Below are 17,047 nucleotides of genomic sequence, written 5' to 3'. Positions count from 1 at the left end.
TGATTGCACATTAACGATTTTTATCACTTTTTTCAAGATAAACAATTCGTAACTATTTTAATTTAAGTTTGTCTAAGAAATACGGTACTATATGAAATATAGCTTTACATTTTGTAAATACTCACCATTTAAGGATTTAATTTTGATTAAGAAGTTTTTTATTGGGCTGTGGGATACATTAAATTTTTCCAGAAGACTCATAGTAAATTTTTTATTTTTATTTATCGTAATTGCACTCATAGTTGCAGCAGGATCAGATGAAGATGAAATTATTGTTGAGCCAGGCTCTGCATTGGTATTAAACATCTCTGGTTTAATAGTTGAACAAAAAACATATGTAGACCCATTTGAGGCTGCTGTTAGTGACTCTATGGGTAAAAGTGATGAGCCACCAGAAATTCTACTAGACGATATCATAGACGTAATAGATAGCGCTGCAAAAGACGATCGTATTAAAGTAATGGTGCTTGATTTACGTAACATGCGTAACGCCCATTTAAATAAATTAAAAGAAGTCAGTAATGCTCTAAACAGATTTAAAGCAACTGAAAAGCAAATCATCGCTGCAGGCGATTATTACTCTCAAGCTCAGTATTATTTAGCTGCACACGCAAATGAAGTGTCTATGCACCCTTACGGTTGGATGGGTGTTGAAGGTTACGCTATGTATCCAATGTACTTCAAAGATGCAATTGAAAAATTGTCTGTTACTCAACATATTTTCCGTGTAGGTACTTATAAGTCAGCAGTAGAACCTTTTATTAGAAATGATATGTCAGAGCCTGCAAAATCTTCAGCACAAGCTTGGTTGGGTGCGTTATGGTCTGAATATAAAACAGATATCGCGACACTGCGTGGATTTGATGTTGAAAACTTTGATGAGAAGATGGATGACTTTTTAGTTAAATTTAAAACAGCCAAAGGTGACTCAGGTCAATACGCATTAGATAACGGTTGGGTTGATTCTTTAAAAACGAAAGAGGAAGTTCGTCAACAACTTATCTCCTTAGTTGGTAAAGATGTAAAAGGTAAAAGCTTTAAACGCATCTCACTTAAAGATTACTTATCAATAATTAAGCCTCCTATCCCTTTTGTTAACCCATTAACTGAAAAAGTAGCGGTTGTTGTTGCTAAAGGCAATATTGTCGATGGTAAACGTAAAGCTGGTCAAATTGGTGGCGACTCTACTGCTGCGCTACTTCGCAAAGCTCGCCTAGACGAAAAAGTTAAAGCGGTTGTATTACGCATCGACTCTGGTGGCGGTAGTATGTTTGCGTCTGAAGTGATTCGTGCTGAAGTTTTAGCATTAAAAGATTCAGGTAAGCCAGTTATCGCGTCAATGAGTTCAGTTGCAGCATCTGGCGGTTATTGGATTGCATCTGCTGCCAATGAAATTTGGGCAGCACCAAGTACCATCACAGGCTCTATTGGTATTTTTGGTACAGTAATGACATTTGATAAATCACTGGCTAAATTAGGTGTTTACTCTGATGGCGTTTCAACAACTGAAATGGCTGGCTTTTCTCCTATGAGAGAATTAAACCCACAACTTGGTGAAATGATTCAGATGAGCATCGAACGTGGTTACGAAAGGTTTTTAACTATCGTAGCAGAAGCACGCGGTTTAACAATTGAAGAAGTTGATGCAATCGCACAAGGCCGAGTATGGATTGCCAGTAAAGCTAAAGAGCTTGGATTGGTTGATAAGCTAGGTAACAAAAAAGATGCAATTGAAGCTGCAGCAAAACTTGCTAGCCTTGAATATTACGATGTAATCACAGTTGAGCAAGATTTATCAACTAAAGATAAATTCATTCAAGAGTTATTAAGCAATGCACATGTTCAAAGCTTTTTAGAAATAGATCAAAATAACGATGTATTTGAAGCGGGCCTGCAAAGCCAAATTAATTCTGTTATTTACAAACTTCAGTCTGAAGTAAGTTCTCTAAAAGACTACAACGATCCTAATGCAGTATATGCACGTTGTTTAGTTTGTAATATTCAGTAATATTTTAGCTCATTTACTTGAGCTAATAGGATATTAAGTATATAAAGAGCCCAGTAATTTACTGGGCTTTTTGTTTCAATAAATAACTTAGAAAAAATCAAATCCAACATTTATTTTTGAGCAATCTATGAAAAGAAAACGTATTTATATTGCCTATACAGGCGGTACTATCGGTATGAAGAAGTCAGCAAGGGGATATATTCCTGCTGATGGTTACCTCACTGAAACTGTTAAAGCTAGTGCAGAGTTTAATCGTGATGAAATGCCTTTATTTGATATTCATGAATACCAGCCATTGATTGACTCATCAGATATGTCTCCTGCTCATTGGCAAATGATAGCTGACGATATTAAAAGTAAATATCAAGATTATGATGGTTTTGTTGTATTACATGGTACAGATACCATGGCGTATACCGCAGCTGCATTATCTTTTATGTTCGAGAATTTAACTAAGCCAGTAATTGTAACAGGTTCACAAATACCACTTTCACAATTACGATCTGATGGTCAAGTTAACCTGCTCAATGCAATGTTTTTAGCAGCTAACTACCCTATTGCCGAAGTCAGCTTATTTTTTAACAATCAGTTATTTAGGGGTAATCGTGCAACTAAAGTTCATGCTGATGGCTTTAATGCCTTTGGTTCACCCAATTTAGAGCCGCTTGCACTATCTGGTATTAACATCGAATTGGTCAAAGGCACTTTAAGCCCTTATATCGAAAATGAACTTGAAGTATGTTCGATTACACCACAAAATATTGGTGTTTTACATTTATATCCTGGGATCAGTAATGATGTTATTCAAAGCATATTAAATGGCAAGCTAAAAGCATTAGTACTATTAAGTTTTGGTGTAGGTAATGCACCACAAGAACCTGAATTTTTAAAGCTTTTAGAAGACGCGAGCAACCGTGGCGTGGTGATTGTTAACCTAACGCAATGTTTAAAAGGCAGTGTCAACATGGGCGGTTATGCAACAGGTAATGCATTATTAAATGTAGGTGTGATCAGTGGTTATGATATGACACTAGAAGCGTGTTTAACTAAACTTCACTATTTATTAAGTCAGAAGCTTGAAACAGAAACTATTAGACACTTAATGCAAGATAACCTAAGAGGTGAGTTAGAAAGATAGGTGCTAAGTGCTAAGTGCTAAGTGCTAAGTGCTAAGTGCTAAGTGCTAAGTGCTAAGTGCTAAGTGCTAAGTGCTAAGTGCTAACAAAAATAATAAAGGCTTAATGTTTTACATCAAGCCTTTATTTTATATTAAAACCAAAATTAAGCAGACTGGTTTAATATACATTTTTTAAGGCAGTCATCCCCGAAGTCTTTTATCGGGGATCTTGTTTAAAAGCTTAATATCAGTGTATGAGATCTGGGATAAAACAACTCGAAGATGACATTTGTGAGTCACTGAAGTATCACTAAAACAATATTAAGTTATTCAATACCTGTACTGCCCAAAACAAGTTAAACCCAGTCATCCCGGAAGTCTTTTATCGGGGATCTTGTTTAAAAGCTTAATATCAGTGTATGAGATCTGGGATAAAACAACTCGAAGATGACACCTGATTACTACGAAGTTATCGCTAATTAATTTTTAGATATAACGAACTCTAAAATTTATCGCTAAAGACTAATTACTTATGCTTTTTAGTGCTATTTTTCCACACATCTTGTGAAGCACTTTTGTTATCTGTACTTTTCTTAGATTGGGATTTATGCCCAGAAGAACGTTTTTTTGTTGCTTGTGGCGCTTTATTACTATGTCGACGCTTTGCTTTTTGTTCGCCTTGATTATCACCCGGTTTGTTTTGCTTTTGCTTTGGCTTTTTAAGTTTTTTTGCCTTGATAGGTTTCATATTTAAAGTTGTTTCAGGCACTTTATTAATTGGTTCAAACCCTTCAACAATTTCACGGCGTAATAATTTTTGCGTTAAGCACTCAATATCAGATAATTCTTTAAGGTCATCAGCAGTAACTAATGAGATGGCTTCACCACTTGCGCCAGCACGCCCAGTACGCCCTATTCTATGAACATAATCTTCTGATACATTAGGTAAATCGTAATTAACAACTTGTGGTAGTTGATCGATATCTAAACCACGCGCAACAATATCTGTCGCCACTAAAATACGGATCTCACCACTTTTAAATCCAGCAAGCGCTTTTGTACGTGCACTTTGGCTCTTATTACCATGAATCGCTGCAGCTTCAATTTTACTTTTGTCTAACTGCTTAACTAATCGATTCGCACCATGCTTCGTTCTCGTGAAAACTAATACTTGTCGCCAATTATTTTTTTCAATCAAGTGTGTTAGTAATGCAGGCTTTTTAGTTTTATCTACTGGATGAATCCAATGTTCAATTGTTTTAGCTGCTTTATTAGATTCTACTGATACTTCAACAGGATTGTGGATCAAACCTTTTGCTAATTGACGAATATCATCAGAAAAAGTCGCTGAAAACATTAAATTCTGGCGTTTAGCAGGCAGCGTTTTAAGGATGCGTTTAATATCATGAATAAAGCCCATATCTAACATACGGTCTGCTTCATCTAATACTAATACTTCAAGGTTTTTAAATTTAACAGCACCTTGGCCCATTAAATCAATTAATCGACCCGGTGTTGCTACTAATACATCTACGCCTTTACGAAGTCGCATCATTTGTGGGTTAATTTTAACGCCACCAAAAACAACGGTTGAAGTTAAAGGCAAGTTTTTGCTGTACAGCTCAACACTCTCAGCAACCTGAGCAGCAAGCTCTCTTGTTGGTGCTAAGATAAGTGCCCTAGCCTGATTTGGGCCAGCTTTTTGACCTTTTGATAATTTTTCTAATAAGGGTAAAGTGAATCCTGCAGTTTTACCTGTACCTGTTTGTGCTGCGGCCATGATGTCTCGGCCTTCAATTATTGCAGGTATTGCTTTTTCCTGAATGGGTGTTGGGGTGTCATAACCTTGTTCACTGACCGCTGTTAAAATAGGGGCAGATAAACCCAATTTGGTAAAGCTCATAAATTCACTCTTATCATAATAAAATACGCCAAAGCGTTAAGGAGGAGCACCTTACAATATAAGCACTAATCAAGCAAGAATACAGGCTATATAGGAGATACATTTCAATTAAAATGGGGCTTTACTTTGTTATTTTAAGCTTTGCATTTACAATACGAACATAGAAATTTGTATGAATGAGATAAACAATGAACAGACAGAAAAAAATTAACGGCATTTTTAAGAAAAAACTGAAGAAATTCAAATCTAAACTACACACAAGCAACAAACCAGCTTATGTATCTAAAGCAGAACGTGAAAAGATTGCAGCTCAAGAAACTGAAGAATACAAAGTAGAAGATTAATTTATAACTACCATTTTAAATGGCTGTTATACCAATTCTATAAAGTTAATGATCTAATATTTTTGAAATTGGTATTTTTAAAGCAAAAAAAAAGCGACTCAATGAGTCGCCTTTTTGATCTAATTGGTTGAATTAGAATTTAACATTTACACTTGCATGTAAGTAACGACCTAATACGTCATAAGTATAAGGGCTAGTGTTTGAATCTTGGTTACCAGTGAAGTACGGCGGCTCTTTATCAAACAAGTTATTGATTCCAGCTGCAACAGTCACCGTTTCGCTCATCATGTAAGAACCACTGATGTCATGGTAAACCATAGATGGCACTGTTGGTGCGTAACAATCACTTGGGTTTTCTAAACAAGTGAAGCTATCCATACCAGCAATGTAGCGTATTTTGTAGCTAGCATCCCAATCATTTCCACGAACAGAAACAGTTAGGTTAGATTTAACATCAGCATAACCACCCGAGTTTGCAGTGATAGTACCTGAATAATCAGTTTCGTTACCTTCAACATCAACAATAGAAGACTCTGTTAGGAAACTTGTATCTAATGCAGTTGACCAATCAAGACCTGCAGCTTCAAATTTGTAAGTTAGGTTTAAATCAATACCTTTAGTTGTTTCAGAACCAACATTTTGTAGTTGGTTATTGAACGCAATACGACCCGTCGATTGGTTGAATTCAATATCCGCTGATTTACAAATAGCAGTATTTTCATTTATCTTATTACCAGTATTAGCATCTAAACAGTTATCAACGATGTACTGATTGTCAATTGTGCCAATTGAGTTTGTGATAGCAATATCATAGTAATCAACTGTCATTGAAAGACCGTCAAACCAGCTTGGCTCATATACTAAACCAGCAGTTAAAGTATCCGCTTCTTCTGGTGTAAGTTGATCATTACCACCAACTGTTACTTCAGCCTGATCTTGAGCACCAGGGAAAGTAATTTGGTTATAAGATGGTGAGTCACCTGAGTAAAGCTCGTTTACTGTTGGTGCGCGGAAAGCTGTAGATGCAACACCGCGGAACATGATTTCATCATTCATTTTCCAAGTTAAACCAAGTTTCCAAGTTGTATCGCTACCAAATGTACTGTAATCAAATGCACGGATAGCTGCACTTAAATCTACTTGCTCAGCAAGGAATTTATCAGCTAATAATGGTACTGCGATTTCAACAAATGCTTCGTTTACGTCAAAAGAGCCGCCAGTTGCTTCAACTTTAGGATCATTTGCAAGACCTTGAGAAGTCAATGAATCTGGAACAAACCAAGCTTTTTCTGAACGTGATTCAACACCTGCAGCAATACCTACGAAACCAGCTGGTACTTCCATTATCTCACCTGCAACCGATGCAGAGATCATAAACAATTGGCTACCACCCGTGTTTTGTTCTGTGTAGATGTAGTCGTTCATGTTCACTGATACCCAAGAGTCTTGGTCTAGCGGGTTAAAGCTACCGTTTTCGATATCATCTTGAATAGAACCCATGTTATGTAGGTTTGATAAACGGTCAACTGAATCATTACGACCAAAGTTTACTGCTGCATCCCAAGACCAATCGTTATCAAATATACCTTCAGCACCGATAACTGTTCTTACTGTATCAACGACTTGTGAGTAATCACGAGTACCAGTATCTGTCATACGACGACCGTAAGAGATAGCATCACCAGTCTCATAACCATGCTCAACTAAAGAATCACCCATAGTTTCTTCATCATAAGTGAAGTCAAACCATACTGGTTGTGGTGCCATTTGCTGACCAGACCAACGTTTTGAATAAGTAAACTCAGAGAAAAGGTTTGTATCATCTGAGTATTCAAAGTTTGCTAAACCTGTTAGGTTTAAACGTTTCATAGGTGTGAAAAGGTAGCTATCCGTTGAGTAATTGAATTTATCTTCATCAGTAAATTCATCAAAAGAACTATCTGGATTACCTTGAAGACTTTCACCTGGAGTATAAGTGTTATTATCACCATCTAAATCACCCCAAACATGACCACCAGCTGAGTAGCTAGAACCACCACAGTAAAGCTCTATGTCACCATTTGCAGTTTTACGTTCAGAAATAGGACAGCTTGAAAAGTCACGATCTGCTTGGCTTGCTTCACCACGGTCAGTATATTGCACACCTAAAACAATGTTACCACGGTCAAAAGAAGTACCTACTGTAAAATCGATAGATGACTCTTCTGCATCGCCTTGACCAGAAATACCAGACTGAAAATTCATGTCTAGGCCTTCAAAGTCTTTCTTAAGAATGATGTTAACAACACCCGCTACTGCATCTGTACCATATACAGCTGAAGCACCATCTTTAAGCACTTCGATTTGCTTGATCATAGATACAGGTATTGTATTTAAATCTACTGTTGAAGCAGCACCCGTACCTGAGTTGATCATACGACGACCATTTAACAGTACTAAAGTACGTTGTGAACCTAAACCACGTAAGTTGATGCTAGCATTACCGCCAGAACCATTGTTTACGCCCGGGTTAGTCATCGCACCACCAGTCGCAGTCATTTTTTGTAAAACACCATCGATGCTTGTTGCACCAGATGCTTTAATATCGTCAGCACCAATAATAGTTACTGGGCTAGCTGTTTCCATGTCAGCACGCTTAATACGAGAACCAGTGATTTCGATTTTTTCGATTTCATTAGCTGAAGTGTCAGCAGCAACGGCTTGCATACTTGAGAATAATGGAACGGCAGCAATGATTGCTAAACCTAGTTGTGTTTTTTTCATTTTATAACCCTACTTGTTGTAATTATTTACCAATTTGAACGGAGGCAAACAGTTATTAGCTGTCTTGCTGCTCCCCGGCTGAGATGCAACTTAGAGCTTTGAAACTGAACGGTAACTGAACATCTGAACAACTAATATTCAAATGATAATTCCAAGCACAAGGTGAGTTTGAGTTGTGAAGAATTGTTATAGTAGTTAAGGGTTATTACATTTTAAAAACAGTGAGTTAAACACACTCAACAACAAAAAAAAAACAGATGCAATTGTTTGTGCGCAAAATGTTATCATATGTAACCGAACGCATATAAACAAGTATTTATCTCATATTTACAAATACCTAACAGGGTTAACCTTATTAACCAAGATGCTAGCTAGGTTATTTACCAAGCAATAAAAATTTAATATGTTTCTGAGCTTAAATTTTATTTTCTGTAATACAAATTTAACTTTAACTTGCTAGCATCTTGAGATACTAGCCTAATGTTGTAAGTAATTATTACACGTCATGCTTATAGGTATAAAAAAGGCAGCTAACGCTGCCTTGGTTTAGTTTGTTAAACTTTTATACATTTAGAACTTAACATTTACACCTGCTGCTAATGTAACAGTTTCGCTCATCATGTATGAACAGCTGATATCATGGTAAACTATAGATGGTACTGTTGGTGCGTAACAATCACTTGGGTCGCTTAAACATGTAAAGCTATCCATTCCTCAGATATAACGAATTTTGTAATTAGCATCCCAGTTATTTCAGATTGGTCTTGTGCGTCTGGAAACGTAATCTACTGGTAAGATTCTGATTTTCATGAATGTATCTCTGAAACTGTTGGTGCACGGAATGCTGTTGATGCCACACTACGTAACATAATTTCATCATTCATTTTCCATGTTAAACCTAGCTTCCAAGTTGTATCACTACCAAAAGTGCTGTAATCAAATGCACGAACTGCTGCACTTAAATCTACTTGTTCAGCTAAAAACTTATCAGCAAGTAAAGATACTGCTACTTCTACAAAAACTTCATTTAGATCAAAAGAACCTGCTGTAGGTTAGATAAACGTGATACTGAGTCATTACGACAAAAGTTTAACGCTGCATCCCAAGACCAATCGTTATCAAATACACCTCAGCACCAATAACTGTAAGTACTGTATCTACTACTTGTGAGAAATCACGAGTACCCGTATCTGACATACGACGACCGTAAGAAACGCTATCACGATAATTAATGCCATGCTCTACTAATGAATCACCCATAGATTCTTCATAAGTAAAATCAAACCATACTGGTTGTAGTGCCATTTGTTGACCTGAGCAACGCTTAGCGTATGTAAATTCAGAAAAAAGGTTAGTATCATCTGAGTATTCAAAGTTAGCGATACCTTTTAGGTTTAAACGCTTCATTGGTGTAGAAAGGTAGCTTTCTTCTGAGTAGTTGTATTTATCTTCATCTATGAAGTCATCAAATGAATTATCTCGGTTACTTTGTAAAGACTCTCCATTTGGACCCCATACATGACCACCTGGTGTATAGCTAGAACCACCACAGTAAAGTTCAATAGAACCATCTTCTAATTTACGTTCTGAAACTGAACAATTAAAGAAGTCACGATCAGATCTCAATATAATACATTGAGATAATTAACATGAGCGCGACTTTTTTGACACACTTTGATTCGATTTCAGATCCACGCATAGAGCGTTGTAAAAAGCATAACCTGATGGACATCTTATCACTCGCGATAAGTACTGTTATGTCTGGCTCTGAAGGCTGGGAAGACATTGAAAATTTTGGACATGTAAAGCTTGATTGGCTGCGACAATATGGTTCTTTTGAGGCGGGCATTCCGCGTCATGACACCATCGCTCGTGTAATGTGCAGATTAAAAAGTGATGAAATTGAGAACGCATTTCAGTCTTAGATATCCTCACTTGCAAAAAATACTGGCTGCAATGTGATTGCAATTGACGGTAAAACGGCTAGAGGTTCTTTTTCCGCCAAAGATAGAAAAAGTGCCCTTCATACAGTTAGCGCCTGGAGCTGTCAGCATCAGCTAGTTTTAGGGCAGTGGCTGTAGGTAATAAAACAAATGAAATTACAGCAATCCCAGAGCTATTAACGATGTTAGATATTGAAAATAGTATAATTACACTTGATGCCATGGGCTGCCAAAAAGAAAAGGCAGGGCTAGACGATGAATATCGCTCAACCCAGTTAGAGTCTGGGATTAAAATGTGCTAGCCGTGGCTCTATCCCAATATATTGACTCTTGAGTTAATTGATATAATTGAGTATTAAAATCTTCAAAACTGTTTAGTTTTACTATTCTACCTATAATGCATGACAAAGTATGGGTATAACAATTACATTCAAATATGTGATAATCATAATATTTATAGGCCTCTTGCTGCGCTCTTTCTATCGCATCATAAAATGTAAATGCTTCCCCTACTTTGTTACAGGCTATAAAAATAGTTTCACCGCTTCTGCTAGATAAAAATCGTTTGGCTGATACAGCTTTAACCAAACCTGAACCATGTAGCTCAATAATTAAGTTATCATCAATAACGATACCTGTATGCTCAAAACCGCCATAAACATGGCAACAAACAATAGTACCAGGGGTCATTTTTTGGCTTTTACTACTTGGTAGTAAATCAGAGGGCGATCTGGCTATTATGTTATTTTTAGTTATGTATTCTAATCTATCACTATCTAGTTTTTTCAGATATTTTTTATGTTGATCATTTATCAGTAATCCACCTACGATACTGGCTCCAATTATAAATATAGGTAAAGGCATTGTTACCTCCTTATGATTTGCATACACTAAGTTTATGATATAAATCTTGAAAACGTAAAATGTTAATTGTTACAAATAAATATGGAATATTGTGATGAACTCTTGGTTTCAAAGACGTAGTACAGAAGATAAAAATAGACCAAATGATCATCGAACTGCTTTTCAAAAAGATAGGTCACGGATCATTCACGCTGCTGCATTTAGGCGTTTGCAGGCTAAAACTCAAATAATGGGAATAGGAGTTGATGATTTTTATCGCACAAGACTTACCCACTCTTTAGAAGTTGCTCAAATTGGTAGTGGCATCTTAGGACAACTTAGAAGCACACTTCAAAATACAGATTTTCTACCATGTCGTAGTCAAATAGAAACATTATGTTTAGCGCATGATATTGGTCATCCACCCTTCGGACATGGCGGAGAAATTGCGTTAAACTACATGATGAGAAACAGTGGCGGTTTTGAGGGCAATGCCCAAACACTTAGAATTGTTTCTAAACTTGAGCCTTATACGCAAGATTTTGGCATGAACTTGACCAGAAGAACTTTATTAGGATTTATTAAATATCCTGAGTTCATTGATAAATTATGGATCAAGCAGCCTGAAATTGATCCGAACTTACCTTACATTAAAGCTGATTTATGGAAGCCTGCTAAAGGGTTATATACAGCTGATACAGCTGTTTTTGATTGGATCCTAGCGCCTTTTAACGATTCTGACCAAGCCTTAATTAGACAATATAAGCCACAGGATGAATTTCGTAATAAAACAATTCACAAGTCTTTAGATGCTTCTATCATGGAACTTGCTGATGATATTGCTTATGCAGTCCATGATTTAGAAGATGCTATTGCGACAGGCATTATTAGTTTGTCTCAATGGCAAGATGTGGCATTAAATGAATTTAAAATAATATCGAGCCCTTGGATCAAAAAGAATATCTCAAGGATCACACAAAAGTTATTTTCTAAACACCATTGTGACCGTAAAGACGCCATTGGTGAGTTCGTTAATTTATTTATTACCAAAAATAAGATAGCAAAAAATAACCATGGTTTTTCATCTCCATTATTATCTTATAGTTTATATTTACCTGAAGAATATAAGGAGATTTTACAAGTGCTCAAACGATTCATAAATAAACTTTTAATACGTCAATCACAAATGCAGCAAATTGAATTTAAAGGTCAAAAGCTTATTATAGAAATGTTTGGTGCCTTTGCTAGTGATCCTATGAGGTTATTACCTGAAAATACCCAAGTTAGATGGCAGGAATTATACGAATCTACTGGCTGTGGTAATAGAGTAATATGTGATTATATTGCTGGTATGTCAGATGAATATGCTTATAAAGTACATAACAGATTATTTTCATCGCAAGTTGAATAATTTAAAAAGTATATTCAACCTAAACGTTCAAATAAAAAAGCCAGCTTTATTATCAGCTGGCTTTTATCTATAAAGATGGTTTATTAATTAAGCTGTGAATATTGGCTTAATACGCGCGATAAACGTAACATCATTTTCAGTAAACTCAGATACATTTAACCACTGTGCTAGTAAGTCATTCAATTGATTCTGCTCACCTAACATTTTTTCACTTAACATCGCTATTTGTTCATCCATTTTTAACTTAGCATCACAAACTGGTGTTTCAACTTGAGCTAAAATTTCCATACGAACCGTTAGCTGTGCTCTTGATAACTTAATACCTTTAACTGTTTTAAGCCAATTATCAGGCACAGTATATTCATTTATTAAAGAATCAAATAATGAAGTATATTGCGCGATTTGAGCATCACTTTCCAGTTGTGATAATTTAGAGACGATATTACTTATTAATTCATTCGTTTGAGATTTAATCTCTTTTAATGGATGTGGTATTAATAGTGCAAAAGTATTAACTTCTTTTAATAAAGCATTTATAGCTTGTACGTTAACTGCTTGGGGTAACTGTGATGTTAGTAGTGATAAAGTCTCTTCAAGTGCGATACTCTGTGCATTCATTTGCTTTTCTTGCTGCTGTTTAACCGTTTCTCTTTGAGAAAAAACATCATCATTGCACTTTCTAAAGGCTTGCCATAAATCATTTTCTGCTTTATTTCCGGCAAAACCAATTTGTTTCCACTGATCTTGCAATTGCTTTAATTGATCACATGCTTGAACAATATCCTCACTAGAAGTCAGTTCAGTTGCTTGCTCTAATAAAACGGTTTTAAGTTCAGCATTAGATTTATGTTTTGATCTGATTTGAGATACTATCGATTTTTCAGCATTTTTGTAATTGCTCAATAACCCTTGATAAACTTGAGAATCAACTGATCCAGCTTGACGCCAAGATTTTGATAGTTTGTTATACTCAGTTTCAAGCGCTTTAAATTCAATAATACTGTCAGTAGGTAAAGAATTTAATGCGATCATTTTTTCGATTATTTGTTCACGTTCGATCAAATGTGTTTTTCTTTGTGCTTCTTGTTCTGCAAAAAATGCTCTACAAGGGCTAAAAGCTTGCTCAAGTAATAAGTCAAATTCATTCGCTTTTAACTTAGCATCATCACTATTTACACGGCCTAACTCATTCCAACGTTTTCTAAATAATTTAACCAAAGTTGAGCGCGATATTGCATCATCACACTCTTGGGCAATCAATTCTTTTAATTCAGTGATAATTTCATCACGTTTTGGTTCAGCAACATATTGCTGCCACTCTTGTGCTTTTGCTAATGCTTTTTCAATTTGCTCATAATCATTAACTAAACTCACCTTATAGTTTTCAGTTAAAGTTTGGTAGATTTCATCCATACCTTTAAATACACCAAATGCGATATTATATCGACCTTGATCAAGCAGCCTTTTTAAATCTCTCAATTTCTTTTTAGACTGCTTACGTGTATTTTCTAGTGTGTTTTTTAACTCTTTAGTTGCATCTTGCCACTGCGTTACTAACTCATTAAATGCATTGGTATTGGCTTGTTTAACAGAAGCAGGCATTTTAGGGAGTAATGCTTTGATGTCTTTTTTCCAAACAGTAAAAGCAGATAAAGCGTCGTCAAATTGCGCTATCTCTGTCGGAATAGTCAGTGTACTAAAGCGAGCAAGGACTTCATTAAATGCTTCTGTGCAACGAATTAACTCTGGTAAAGTATTAATTTGTTTTGAGAAGTTATCTAATGATTTTTGTAAGCCGCTATGCTCCGCTAGTTTTGGTGTATGATCATTAATTTCTTTTCGAGCGTTATTTACTTGAGCTGTTAACTCAGCTGTACTCTCTGATGATGGTGTTAATAAACTGACCGTCAGTTGTTCGTCAATTTTATGTATTAAACCATTAAAATGTGCCAAAGCAGCTTTTGCTTTTTCTTGTGCAGCTCTTATAGCTAACTTTTCATTATGCTCATACTCAAGTTTCGCTAAAGCAGTTTCTAGCTTTGTTTCTAATGCCAAGTATTTTACGCTTGCTGTATTTAATTTATCTTCCGATAACCATTTTAGCTCTAGGGCTTGCCAGCTTTTAGATAATGCCTCTGATTGAGATTTAACAAGTGCATAATCTGTTTTTTCACGCAGGGCATTAAGCTTGGCTAAAATAAGTTTTACTTCTTTTTCTACAACTATCGGCATTTCTTTAGCTAGTTTTTGCTGTGCTAAGATATCTGCAATTTTAGTTGTTACTTCACCTAGAGCTTTGCTTTGACAAATTTTTAATAACTTATACTGTTCAACTAAATCAAGGATCGCCAACTGAAATGATTCATCACCTTGTTTAAATGCAGTTTCTATTAAAGTTGCTTTTGCTAAGCGTTTTAGCAATTTAATCCTTAAACTCTGGCATTTATCACCCAATGCGAGTTTCTCTAATAAAGAATTCTTATTACAAGTATCAATATATTCTGACTTGATTTGTGATGGTAGACTTTCGTCACTTCTTAATACAGCTTTAGAAACATGCTGCTCAGCCAAATCTTTTATGCCATTTGACTGATCTTTTTTAAATGCTTTATACCAAATGCTAATATCATTAAGCTTATTTAGTGCTTCTTTTCTTACTTCTACAGCTTCATCAGAAAATGCGAGCGTATCTAATATTTTTGCGTCTTTTTCATCGCTAATATTTAATTTATCTACAGCACCTAATCTTACTGAAAGTTTAGGGTGTTTCCATTTAGGGGTGAATAACTGCTTAAATATCATTTTCATTAAACCTTGCTATCTCTTTTTGTTCTGCAAATTGTGACTTTAGTTCGCGTTTTGATTTCATAACCATTTCACCATCACTTGAAATAGTAAACTGTTCGTTTGATTGTTCTACTTTTGCTTGATAAAGCATGACTAACTGCACTGTTTGTTCTTTTTGTGCATCGGATAAAGCAACACCATCAGGCCAACGCCCTGTTGCAGCACCATATTTTAAACGCTCGAATAATTCTGGGGTGATATTACTAATCAGGTGTTCTAAATTCATTTATTTAGTCTTCTTTACAAATAAAAGGCGAATGCGATTAATCAAATACCAAATAAAACCAATTGCGATGGCTGATTGACTGATCAATAACTCTACTGAATCTTGCTCTGGGGCACGCGTATATAAAACTAAAAAACCTGATAAAAAGATAATCAAAGCAAGAAAAGAATGATTCATAATTTGCTGTTTTTTCTTAAGTTTAACTTCTGAAGCAATTCTTTTTTTCTCTTCGTTATCTAAGTTATTTATATTAATTTCACAATGTGGGCACTGCTGATGTTTATCTGAAATTTGCTTAGCACAACTTGGGCAGGCGATAATTGCCATCTATAAAGCTCCTTTATATGCATATCAGCACTTGAATAAAATAAAAAGAATAAAAAAGCGCTCTATTGAGCGCTGTTTATTCTATCAGGCTTAGTCGCCTTTGTCTTTTAAACTAGTGCATTTAAATGCAAGGTCTTTATCTTAGCTCATCAACAACATTTACGATTGCAGCTAATGTATCTTGACCAAATGAATATGAACGTCTATCAGACCAACCGTAATCTGCATCTGGTAAATTGATATTATCTTTAAAAGGCATCTCAATTGTGTAAGATAAACATTTAAATTCTTCTGCAACCCAACAAGAACCCACAGTTAAATTTGCTTTACCAGGCTCGTCTTTATCGTAACCAAACTCATCCTGAAATTCTGGGGTAATTGTAAGCAATGCAGACTTAAATGACTCTTCTAATGACTTCATTTTATCATCATAACTAGGGATCCCTTCAGAGCCAGCTACGAAATTATATGGTAATGCTTCATCACCATGAATATCTAAGAACATATCAACTCCCGTAGAAAACATTTTTTCACGTACTAAAAATACTTCTGGGCTGTTTTCCATCGTAGGTGTTTGCCATTCACGGTTTAAGTTAACACCTTTGGCATTAGTACGTAAATGACCACGAACACTGCCATCAGGGTTCATATTTGGTACTATATAAAACACAGCTTTAGATAACAGTGCAGCAGCATGGCTATCTTCATCATCTAATAATTTATGTAATAACCCTTCTGCGAACCATTCAGCCATCGTCTCACCTGGATGTTGACGTGCAGTGATCCAAATGTTCTTTTTATCTTCAGCAGGCTCACCAATACGTAAAACTGTCATATCGCGATTATCTAATGTTTGACCCAGTGTTTCTATCTCACAAATCTCATGTCCTTGTGCCCAGTAAACAAGATCTAAATGACGCTCATAACTGTAAGGTGCGAAATAAGCAATATATAAATGTGAACATTCTGGCTGACATTCAATTGTTAATGTGCCGTTTTCATATGAAGTCGGTAATCTAAACCAGGTTTGACGATCGTATGACGCAACTGCTTGGTAGTTATCCCAACCCTCTGGGTAAGCAGAGTTTTCTAGGTTACTGATATTTATTTTATGAAGTTGGTCTTGTTGTGTCTCTAAACGAAAATGAAACCATTGAAAAAAATCTGACTCATGGTCTTTTTGTATCTCTAATTGAATATCTAACGGATTCTGGGCCGCTTTAACAACAATGTTACCACTATCAAATTGACTTGATATTTTCATTTTAAATAACCTTTAACTGTTCTTTTATAATGTGTGAAAATCGATTTTAGC

General features: G+C 35.7%; 12 protein-coding genes and 2 pseudogenes. 5 read left to right on the top strand and 9 right to left on the bottom strand.

The genetic code is table 11. The features are described from left to right. Nucleotides 1-142 precede the first annotated feature (142 nt). Nucleotides 143-2,008 (top strand): signal peptide peptidase SppA, encoded by a 1,866-nt coding sequence (gene sppA / locus PSA_RS10665; protein ID WP_042150990.1) that lies wholly within the window; start codon nucleotides 143-145, stop codon nucleotides 2,006-2,008. 127 nt (nucleotides 2,009-2,135) lie between these two features. Next, nucleotides 2,136-3,146 carry an asparaginase gene (ansA, locus tag PSA_RS10660; RefSeq protein WP_042150992.1) on the top strand — a complete coding sequence of 337 codons (1,011 nt, stop codon included), beginning with the start codon at nucleotides 2,136-2,138 and terminating at the stop codon, nucleotides 3,144-3,146. Nucleotides 3,147-3,651: 505 nt separating this feature from the next. Here the strand turns inward: ansA and PSA_RS10655 are convergent. Continuing rightward, the gene (locus tag PSA_RS10655; RefSeq protein ID WP_042150995.1) at nucleotides 3,652-5,028 is read right to left on the bottom strand and encodes a DEAD/DEAH box helicase; all 1,377 of its coding nucleotides are present in this window, start codon (nucleotides 5,026-5,028) and stop codon (nucleotides 3,652-3,654) included. Between the two features lie 188 nt (nucleotides 5,029-5,216). Here PSA_RS10655 and PSA_RS24535 point away from each other — a divergent pair, with 188 nt between their 5' ends. Beyond that, the gene (locus PSA_RS24535) at nucleotides 5,217-5,372 is read left to right on the top strand and encodes a DUF2986 domain-containing protein (protein ID WP_082305701.1); all 156 of its coding nucleotides are present in this window, start codon (nucleotides 5,217-5,219) and stop codon (nucleotides 5,370-5,372) included. Between the two features lie 132 nt (nucleotides 5,373-5,504). Here PSA_RS24535 and PSA_RS10650 read toward each other — a convergent pair whose 3' ends face one another. The 3 genes and pseudogenes from PSA_RS10650 to PSA_RS27170 form a co-directional block, all read right to left on the bottom strand. Next, nucleotides 5,505-8,135 carry a TonB-dependent siderophore receptor gene (locus PSA_RS10650; RefSeq protein WP_042150998.1) on the bottom strand — a complete coding sequence of 877 codons (2,631 nt, stop codon included), beginning with the start codon at nucleotides 8,133-8,135 and terminating at the stop codon, nucleotides 5,505-5,507. Nucleotides 8,136-8,941: 806 nt separating this feature from the next. Further along, nucleotides 8,942-9,097, bottom strand: a pseudogene (locus tag PSA_RS27175) (TonB-dependent receptor domain-containing protein); the annotation flags it as partial. A gap of 127 nt (nucleotides 9,098-9,224) precedes the next feature. Then, nucleotides 9,225-9,761 (bottom strand): hypothetical protein, encoded by a 537-nt coding sequence (locus tag PSA_RS27170; protein WP_052380207.1) that lies wholly within the window; start codon nucleotides 9,759-9,761, stop codon nucleotides 9,225-9,227. Between the two features lie 23 nt (nucleotides 9,762-9,784). Between PSA_RS27170 and PSA_RS10640 the strand changes: the two are divergent. Further along, nucleotides 9,785-10,323 (top strand): annotated as a pseudogene (locus PSA_RS10640) (ISAs1 family transposase); the annotation flags it as partial. Between the two features lie 43 nt (nucleotides 10,324-10,366). On the opposite strand, the gene PSA_RS10635 reads toward PSA_RS10640, so the two are convergent. Continuing rightward, nucleotides 10,367-10,942, bottom strand: coding sequence for a hypothetical protein (locus PSA_RS10635; protein WP_042151000.1), 576 nt, complete (start codon nucleotides 10,940-10,942; stop codon nucleotides 10,367-10,369). A 94-nt stretch (nucleotides 10,943-11,036) separates the two neighbouring features. Between PSA_RS10635 and PSA_RS10630 the strand changes: the two genes are divergently transcribed. Beyond that, complete coding sequence (locus tag PSA_RS10630) at nucleotides 11,037-12,332, top strand: anti-phage deoxyguanosine triphosphatase (RefSeq protein ID WP_042151001.1); 1,296 nt, start codon at nucleotides 11,037-11,039, stop codon at nucleotides 12,330-12,332. Nucleotides 12,333-12,419: 87 nt separating this feature from the next. On the opposite strand, the gene PSA_RS10625 is transcribed toward PSA_RS10630, so the two are convergent. From PSA_RS10625 to PSA_RS10610, 4 genes are all read right to left on the bottom strand, one after another. Next, complete coding sequence (locus tag PSA_RS10625) at nucleotides 12,420-15,140, bottom strand: DUF349 domain-containing protein (RefSeq protein WP_052380208.1); 2,721 nt, start codon at nucleotides 15,138-15,140, stop codon at nucleotides 12,420-12,422. Next, nucleotides 15,124-15,405 carry a YeaC family protein gene (locus PSA_RS10620; RefSeq protein ID WP_042151004.1) on the bottom strand — a complete coding sequence of 94 codons (282 nt, stop codon included), beginning with the start codon at nucleotides 15,403-15,405 and terminating at the stop codon, nucleotides 15,124-15,126. Before PSA_RS10620 ends, PSA_RS10625 begins: the two co-directional genes overlap by 17 nt. Then, nucleotides 15,406-15,732: a hypothetical protein gene (locus PSA_RS10615; RefSeq protein ID WP_042151006.1), complete on the bottom strand. Its 327-nt coding sequence runs from the start codon at nucleotides 15,730-15,732 to the stop codon at nucleotides 15,406-15,408. Nucleotides 15,733-15,868: 136 nt separating this feature from the next. After that, complete coding sequence (locus PSA_RS10610) at nucleotides 15,869-16,996, bottom strand: M14-type cytosolic carboxypeptidase (RefSeq protein WP_042151008.1); 1,128 nt, start codon at nucleotides 16,994-16,996, stop codon at nucleotides 15,869-15,871. Between the last annotated feature and the right edge of the window lie 51 nt (nucleotides 16,997-17,047).

The sequence above is a fragment of the Pseudoalteromonas sp. '520P1 No. 423' genome (assembly GCF_001269985.1).
Taxonomy (GTDB): Bacteria; Pseudomonadota; Gammaproteobacteria; order Enterobacterales; family Alteromonadaceae; genus Pseudoalteromonas.
Note: the sequence above shows the minus strand (reverse complement) of the source record. Positions and strands in the feature narration are given on the sequence as shown.